This is a genomic window from Streptomyces sp. NPDC058678 (genome assembly GCF_042714835.1).
Taxonomy (GTDB): domain Bacteria; phylum Actinomycetota; class Actinomycetes; order Streptomycetales; family Streptomycetaceae; genus Streptomyces.
In genome coordinates this window covers 18,967-27,200 of record NZ_JBHXSG010000092.1, presented here as the reverse complement: position 1 = coordinate 27,200, position 8,234 = coordinate 18,967, and the positions used below count along the sequence as shown (strand labels likewise).

1 protein-coding gene and 1 pseudogene are annotated in these 8,234 nt (G+C 69.1%); one reads left to right on the top strand and one right to left on the bottom strand.

Annotation, left to right across the window (positions count from 1 at the left end):
* Positions 1-1,062 (bottom strand): annotated as a pseudogene (locus ACFWWR_RS43810) (VCBS repeat-containing protein); the annotation flags it as partial.
* Between the two features lie 311 nt (positions 1,063-1,373).
* Between ACFWWR_RS43810 and ACFWWR_RS43805 the strand changes: the two are divergent.
* Positions 1,374-8,183: a polymorphic toxin-type HINT domain-containing protein gene (locus ACFWWR_RS43805; protein WP_384309808.1), complete on the top strand. Its 6,810-nt coding sequence runs from the start codon at positions 1,374-1,376 to the stop codon at positions 8,181-8,183.
* Positions 8,184-8,234 lie beyond the last annotated feature (51 nt).

The following is an 8,234-nucleotide window of genomic DNA, read 5'->3' as shown; positions in this document are numbered from 1 at the left end:
GTTCCAGTAACTGCTGGTCGGATGCGGCTTGTAGGCGATCGTCCAGGCCTCGCGGGTGCCGGTCATCCGCGGGTCGATGTAGACCGGGAACTCGGCGTCCGGGGCGTCCAGGAGCTTCTGGTCCGGGGTCAGGAGGATCTTCTCGTCGGTGACTTGGACGCCGACCTCGCTGCTCTTGGTGCCCGGGTCGAGCGGGGAGGGCTCGGTGTCGGCCGCGGCCGTGGCCCGAACCGTGTCGGCGACGGCCGTACGGGGCGACTTCGCTGAGGCATTGGCGGGGGTCGGCGCCTGGGCCGCCGCCGTCTCCTCCTCGGGCGTGCCCGACGAGTCCCACATCCGGGCCGTGGAGGAGGCGAACACCGTCTGTCCGGCCGCGTTCACCGCGCGCAGGGTGCCGTTCTCGGTGTCCTTGGTCAGTTCCAGGTTCTTGGTGCGCAGCCCGAAGTCGATGTTCGTCAGCTCCGGGCGGTCGGCCGCCTCGGGCGTCTTTACGATCAGTGCCTGGCTGAAACCGTCCAGGCTTGCCTTGACGGCCAGGTCGACGCCCGGGAAGACGTCCGGGTAGGTCGCGGTCGCCCCGTCGAGGACGGGCTCGGGCAGGGCGTTCGGCCAGGTCAGGGCGAGTTCGCCGCCCTGGTCGGTGAGGGTCACCAGGCGGGTGTCGCCGCCTGCGGAGAACGTGATGTGGCCGGGTGCGGCCTTGGGCGAGATCCGGCCGGCGACCTCGATGAGCGAGGTGTCCACCGGGGTCCAGGTGCCCTCGCGCTTCACGCGGACGGGCAACGTGTGCTGGGTGTGGCGCAGGTTGCCGTTGGGTAATGCGTGCGTCTCGCTGGTCTCGGTGCGGGCGGACAGCACCTCCACGGCCTTCCCGGTACGGGCGGCGTCCTGGAGTGCGCGCTCCTCGGCGTTCGCGGCCACCGCGGTCGGTTCGGTGTCGGCCGCCGCTGCCGTGAGCGGTGTCAGTGGTATCAGCCCCAGCGTCCCGCCGGCGAGCACCGCGACGAGCGCGGCGCGCGCCGAGCGCCTGATGGGGCGCTGTCTTCGGGATGTTTCTGGCATGGGCGAATCCCCCCGGAGTCGTTGCCGTGCGAGCCCCTCGCGGGGTCGCCGCGGGCCCTTGGACGCGGGCCGCGAGGCCGAACGGTACAGGGCGGAAAGCGATTTCTTTCCGAACGCTTGGTCGAAGTGGGGATTGTCGCATTGCCCTCGCTTTGCTTGTCCGGAGTGATCGACAGCGCTTACTGTCTGAGCGTTTTTCAACACTCGGTCACAGAGAGTGAGGGGGGAGTTCCTTAGTGGACCAACTAATAAGACAGTTACGCTATTTCGGACACTGGCACAGATCCGTTTCCCTGTTCGCGGGGCTCGTCATGTTCATCGGGCTGATACCCGACGACGCGAGCGCCGCCTCCGGAAGCACCCGGATCTCCGACGTGAAGCGCAGCGACCGGTCCGTCCCGGGCAAGGACTTCACCAAGAAGCGCCCGAAGGTACGCGACGAGGCCACGGCCGACTTCAAGCCCGTGGCCGGCACCATCAAGGCCCGCACGTTCACCGCTGTCGTGACCGACAGCCGGGCCGAACTCCCGAACCGAGCGCCGTTGACCACCGGCGCCACCCTGGGTGACACCGCCGCACGGACCAGCCTCGTGAAGGCCCGTCGGACATCCACCGCGGCCGCCGCCAAGAAGGGCGTCCGCACCCGCGGTGCGGCCCCGAAGCGCGCGACCGCCGACGCCGGGACCGCCGTCGAGGTCCAGGTCAAGGACGCGGCCACCACGCGCAAGGCCGGCGTGCAGGGGCTGCTGTTCACCGCGGCACCCGCCCGCGACGGCCTGGCTCCCGCCGCCTCCGGCTCCGTCGAACTGGAGCTGGACTACGCGTCGTTCAAGGACACCTACGGCGGCGACTGGGGCTCCCGGCTCCGGCTCCACCGGCTTCCCGCCTGTGCGCTGACCACGCCCGAGCTGGAGCGCTGCCGCACCCGTACCGCACTGCCCGGCGCGAATGACCCGGCCGCGAAGACGGTGACCGCCAGCGTCGACCTCGCCACCGCGAGTGCCGGACCCACCGTGCTCGCCGCGACCGCCGACGCCTCCGGGCCCGGCGGGAGCCACGAGGCCACCTCACTGTCGCCCTCCGGTTCATGGATGGCTGGTTCGTCCTCCGGCGGGTTCTCCTGGGCGTATCCGATCGAGGCTCCCGAGGTCCCCGGCGGCCCGCAGCCCGAGGTCGAACTGTCCTACTCCTCGCAGGCCGTGGACGGCCGCACCGCCTCCACCAACGCGCAGTCCTCCTGGATCGCCGAGGGCTGGGACTACGAACCGGGCTACATCGAGCGGAAGTACCGCTCCTGCTCGGACGACAAGGCCCCGATCAAGAACGCCCAGGGCCAGGAGGTCAAGCCCAACAACACCGCCGACAACGGCGACCTGTGCTGGGGCAGCGACCATGTCGTGATGTCGCTGGGCGGCAACACCACCGAACTCGTCAAGAAGGACGGCACCGACGAGTGGCGTCCCGCCGACGACGACGGCTCCCGCCTCCAGCGCAAGACCGGTGCCGCCAACGGCGCCAAGGGCGGCGAGCACTGGCTGCTGACCACCACCGACGGCACCCGGTACCACTTTGGCCTGAACAAGCTGCCGGGCGCCCCGGACGGCACGGTCACCAACTCGGCCCTGACGGTGCCGGTGTTCGGCAACCACCCGGACGAGCCGTGCCACGCCACCGCGTTCATGGACTCCGACTGCGCCCAGGCCTACCGCTGGAACCTGGACTACGTCGTCGACCCGCTCGGCGACGCCATGACCCTGTGGTGGACCAAGCGGACCAATTACTACGGCCAGAACATGAAGGCCGACCAGCAGATCGACTACGTCCGTTCCGCGGAGCTGGACCGTATCGACTACGGCCTGCGTTCCGACAAGCTGTTCGGCGTCCAGCCGGCCGGCCGGGTCGCGTTCACCACGGCCGAACGCTGCATCCCCAGCACGGCGTTCGACTGCGCCGAGCCGAAGCGCACCACGGCCAACGCCAAGTACTGGCCGGACACCCCGCTGGACCAGGAGTGCGCCTCCGGTGCCAAGTGCACCGACAAGTACTCCCCGACGTTCTGGTCCACCAAGCGCCTGAAGAAGATCACCACCAGTGTGCTCTCCGGCAGCGCCCTGAAGACGGTCGACTCCTGGACCCTGGAACAGACATACCCGCCCACCGGTGACGGCACCTCCCCGGCCCTGTGGCTGGAGTCGATCACCCGTACCGGCCACGGCGCCGGCGCCACCGCGGAGATGCCGAAGGTCACCTTCGCCGGCCTCCAGATGGACAACCGCGTCGACAAGGTGGAGGGCCTGCCGCCCTTCTCCCGCTACCGGATCCACGCCATCGACACCGAGACCGGCGGCCGTATCGGCGTGACCTACTCGCCGCGCGACTGCCAGGCCCTCGAGCCGAAGCGGATGCCGGCGTCCCCCGAGACCAACACGATGCGCTGCTTCCCGCAGTACTGGACGCCCAAGGGCGCCCTCGCACCGGTGAAGGACTGGTTCCACAAGTACGTCGCCACCGAGGTCCGCGAGCAGGACCTGGTCACCGACAGCCCCTCCAAGGTGACCAGCTACGAGTTCCTCGGCGGCGCCGGATGGGCGTACGACGACAGCGAGTTCACCGAGAACAAGCACCGCACCTGGTCGCAGTACCGCGGCTACGAGCGGGTCCGCACCCGCCAGGGTTCCGGCGACGACGTCAAGCAGCTCACCGAGCACCGCTACTTCCGCGGTCTGCACGGCGACAAGCTGCCCTCCGGCACTCGTGCCTCCACCGTCACCACCAGCGACGGCACGAATCACGACGACCTGCCCCAGTACCAGGGGCAACTGCTGGAGCAGATCACCTACGAGTCCGACGGCGGAGCCATCGACTCGGCGACCGTCACCACCCCCTGGGCCGTGAAGACGGCCACGCGCACGCGCGCCGGAACCACCGCGCTCGAGGCGTGGATGGCCCGCCCGGAGACCGTCCGCACCCGCGAGCGCGTCAAGGGCGAGGCCTGGCGCACCTCTACCGAGACCACCAAGTACGACAGCTACGGCCTGCCGTACCAGGTCGAGGAGAAGACACCGGGCGGCAAGATCCGTTGCTCCACGGTCAGTTATGCCCGCAACACCACCGCGTACCTGATCGAGTCGGAATCCCGCGAGAAGACGACGCTCGGCGCCTGCGGCGCCACCGGCGGCGAGGTAGTCGAGGACACTCGGACGCTCTACGACAACCTGGCCTTCGGCGCGGCCCCCACCAAGGGCCTGCCCACCGAGGTGCAGGAGTTGAACGGCACCGGCGACGGCTACGTCACCATCGACAAGACCGAGTACGACATCCACGGCCGCGAGACCGCGACCTGGGACGCGGACAACCGCAAGACGTGGATGGAGTACACGCCGGTCACCGTCGCGCGGCCGACCAAGCAGGTCTCGCACGACCCGCTCGGCCACACGGAGACCACGGTATTCGACGATGTCCGTGGCCTGCCGCTGACCGAGGAGGACGCCAACGGCAAGAAGGCCACGATGGAGTACGACCCGCTGGGCCGTCTCCTGAAGGTCTGGGAGATCGACCGCGACCCGGTGACTCAGACCCCCACGGCCACGTACGACTACACCGTCCGCCGCGACGGTCCGACCATCGTCACCTCGCGCACGCTGAAGGACAACGGCCAGTACGCCGTGTCGTACGAGATCCTCGACGGCCTGCTGCGCGAGCGGCAGACGCAGGACGAGGCGGTCGGCGCGGGCCGGATCGTCAACGACAGCTTCTACGACAGCGCCGGGCGCAAGTGGAAGGAGAACGACGGCTACTACAACGTCGCCGAGCCCGAGGCGAAACTGCTCTCGGTCGGGGACAACGACGTCCCGTCCCAGAACCGCACCACCTTCGACGGCATGGGCCAGCCCACCGCGGAGATCACGTACTACCGCGGCACGGAGAAGCTCCGTACGACGACCGAACGCGACGGTGACGTCTCCACGACGATCCCGCCGAAGGGCGACACGGTCACGGCGACCTTCGAGGACGCCGAGGGCCGCGTCGAGCGGATCCGCGAGTACACCAACGCGGAGCGTACGAAGTGGCGGGACACCGTCTACGAGTACGACGACCTCGACAACCTCTGGAAGGTGACCGCCCCCGGCGGCGCCGTCACCTCCTTCGAGTACGACAAGCGGGGCCGTCAGACGGCGGTCACGGATCCCGACGGCGGCCGAACCGAAGTGCGGTACGACAACGCGGACAACGTCATCGCGACCATCGACCCGCTCAAGCGGACGCTGGTCACCACCTACGACGACGGCGGCCGTCCGGCCACCTTGCGCGAAGGCAGCGAGACCGGCCCCAAGCGCGTGGAGTGGACGTACGACACCCTCGCCAAGGGCCTGCCCACCGCGCAGATCCGCTACGACAACGGCCGCGAGTACCGGGAGGAGGTCACCGCCTACGACAACGCCTACCGGGTGAAGTCGACGAAGACTGTGATCCCCACCGAGGAGACGGGGCTGGCCGGCACGTACGAGTACGAGTACTCGTACACCCCGACCGGCAACCTGGCCTGGGCCGAGGTACCAGGCCTGGGTGGTCTGGTGACCGAGCGGGTCAGCTTCCGGTACAACTCCGACGACCTGCCCATCGGCATCGGCGGTGCCTCCAGCTACTTCACCGGCGCCGAGTACTCGGCCTTCGGTGAGCTGCTGCGCACGGAGTCGGGCGTCGCCGGCAAGAAGGTGTACGGCTCGTACATCTACGACGAGTTCACGCGCCGCCTCCAGCAGTCGACCTTCGACCGGGACATCTCCCCGGTCCGGATCAGCGAGACGCAGTACGGGTACGACGAGGCCGGCAACGTCACCAAGATCACCGACGTGCCCGGCAGCGCGGCGCCCGGAGCGGGCGGGACGGACACGCAGTGCTTCGTCTACGACCAGCTGCGGCAGATGTCCTCGGCCTGGACGGCGAAGACGGACGACTGCACGGCGGCGCCGACGAAGGACACCGTCGGCGGTCCGGACGCCTACTGGAACTCGTACGCGTACGACACGGCGGGCAACCGCAAGCAGCTCGTCGAACACGACCCGACGGGCGACACGGCGAAGGACGTCACCCGCTCTTACCTGTACGGAAAGGAGGGCGTGGGCGGCCCGAACGCGCTGGCCGAGATCAAGTCGGTCGGCCCGCAGGGCGAACGCCTCAACACCTTCGCCTACGACAAGGCCGGCAACACCACCGGACGCCAGCACGGCGGCACCAACCAGACCCTCGAGTACGACATCGAGGGCGAGCTCCGCAAGGTGACCCAGCCCGTCGAGGGCGGCGGCACGAAGACCACGTCGTACCTCTACGGCGCGGACGGCGAACGCCTCATCCGCACCGCAGCGGACGGCAGCCGCACCCTCTATCTCGGCGACGCGGAGCTGACCGTCAACGCGGCCAACACGTCTGCGAAGGCCGAACGGTTCTACGCGCACCCCGATGGCATGACGACGGTCCGCGCGACCGGCGGCGTCCGTCAGCTGATGATCGCCGACCACCACGGCACCTCCCACACGGTCGTGGACATGGTGGACCCGGCGATGGGCGTCACGCGGCGCAAGTCGATGCCGTTCGGTGAGGCGCGGGGCTCGCAGCCCACGGCGTGGCCGGGACAGCGCGGTTTCGTCGGCGGGACGGTCGACCATGACACGGGGCTGACCCGGCTGGGCGCCCGCGACTACGACCCCGTGACGGGCCGGTTCATCCAGGTCGACCCGATGGTCGACTACGGCCAGCCGGCCACGATGAACCCGTACGCCTACAGCAACAACGCGCCGGCCACGTTCTCCGACCCGTCGGGCGAGTTCTTCCCGATCCTGATCGGGATCGCGGCCCGCATCGCCATCCAGGCGGCGATCCGCGCGGCGGCCCGCCGTGCGGCGATCATCGCGGCCCGCAAGGCGGCCCAGGCGGCGGCCCGTCGAGCCGCGGCGCTGGCGCGCAAGCGTGCCCTCGAGGCGGCCAAGCGCGCTGCGGCCAAGGCCCGCCGTGAGGCGGCCCGGAAGGCGGCGGCGGCCAAGAGAGCTGCGGCCAAGCGGGCGGCGGCCCGGGCGGCGGCCAAGCGGGCGGCGGCCCGTCGTGCGGCAGCCCAGGCTCGTGCCCGTGCGGCACGTGCCGCGGCCCAGAGGGCGGCGGCACGCCGTGCGGCGGCCCGCAAGGCGGCGGCCCGTCCGAAGCCGCGCGCCAAGCCGCGTTCCCAGCCGAAGCCGCGGCCGAAGCCGTCGCAGGTGAAGCGGGCGGTGAAGAAGGTCGCCAAGGAGGTCAGGGACGAGGCCAAGGAGACCGCGAAGGAAGAGGTCCAGTCAGCGGCCTGTGAGACGGCCGCCGGCGGTGCCAACAGCTTCGTACCCGGTACGAAGGTCCTGATGGCCGACGGCTCGACCAAGCCGATCGAGAAGGTCAAGGCCGGCGACAAGGTCATCGCCACCGACCCGAAGACGGGCAAGACATCCGTACAGACGGCCACGGCGACGATCATCGGCAAGGGCAGCAAGGACCTCGTCCGTATCACGCTGAAGATCCACGACGGAGCCTCCGCCAAGGCCGAGACCACGACCGTCACCGCGACGGCCGGCCACCCCTTCTGGGTGCCGTCCCTGCGGGAATGGGTCGACGCCGGTGAACTGAAGCCGGGCCAGTGGCTCCAGACGTCCTCGGGCACCTGGATCCAGATCGGCACGGTCGAGGCGTGGACGGCGAAGGCGACGGTCCACAACCTGACCGTCACGGACGTGCACACGTACTACGTGCTGGTGGGCGCGGCACCGGTTCTCGTTCACAACTGCAATACAGGAGGATTGAGCCTCTCAGGTGCGCGGCACGTCAGCGGACGCTTTCCCAAGACTGCTAATCCTGGGGAAACGCTTTTCCGTCAGAAAGAGGATGGGACGGTTACCGCGTATGCGCGGTATGATGAGGAAGGCGCAATTTCCCAACGCGCGGACCTCGATCCTGACTCAGCACCGCATGCTGGCATACCGGCCCCACACATTCTCGACATGGTCAAGCACAAGAATCCAAAAACGGGCCAGGTTTTTCGCAACTGGGCAAAGCTACCGCGGCCGCTACGCCCCGAAGAGGAGCTATGCGGCTGCCGGTAGGACCGAGTCAAATATGAATGGCTGACATGCAAGCCGTTCATGAATAATTGA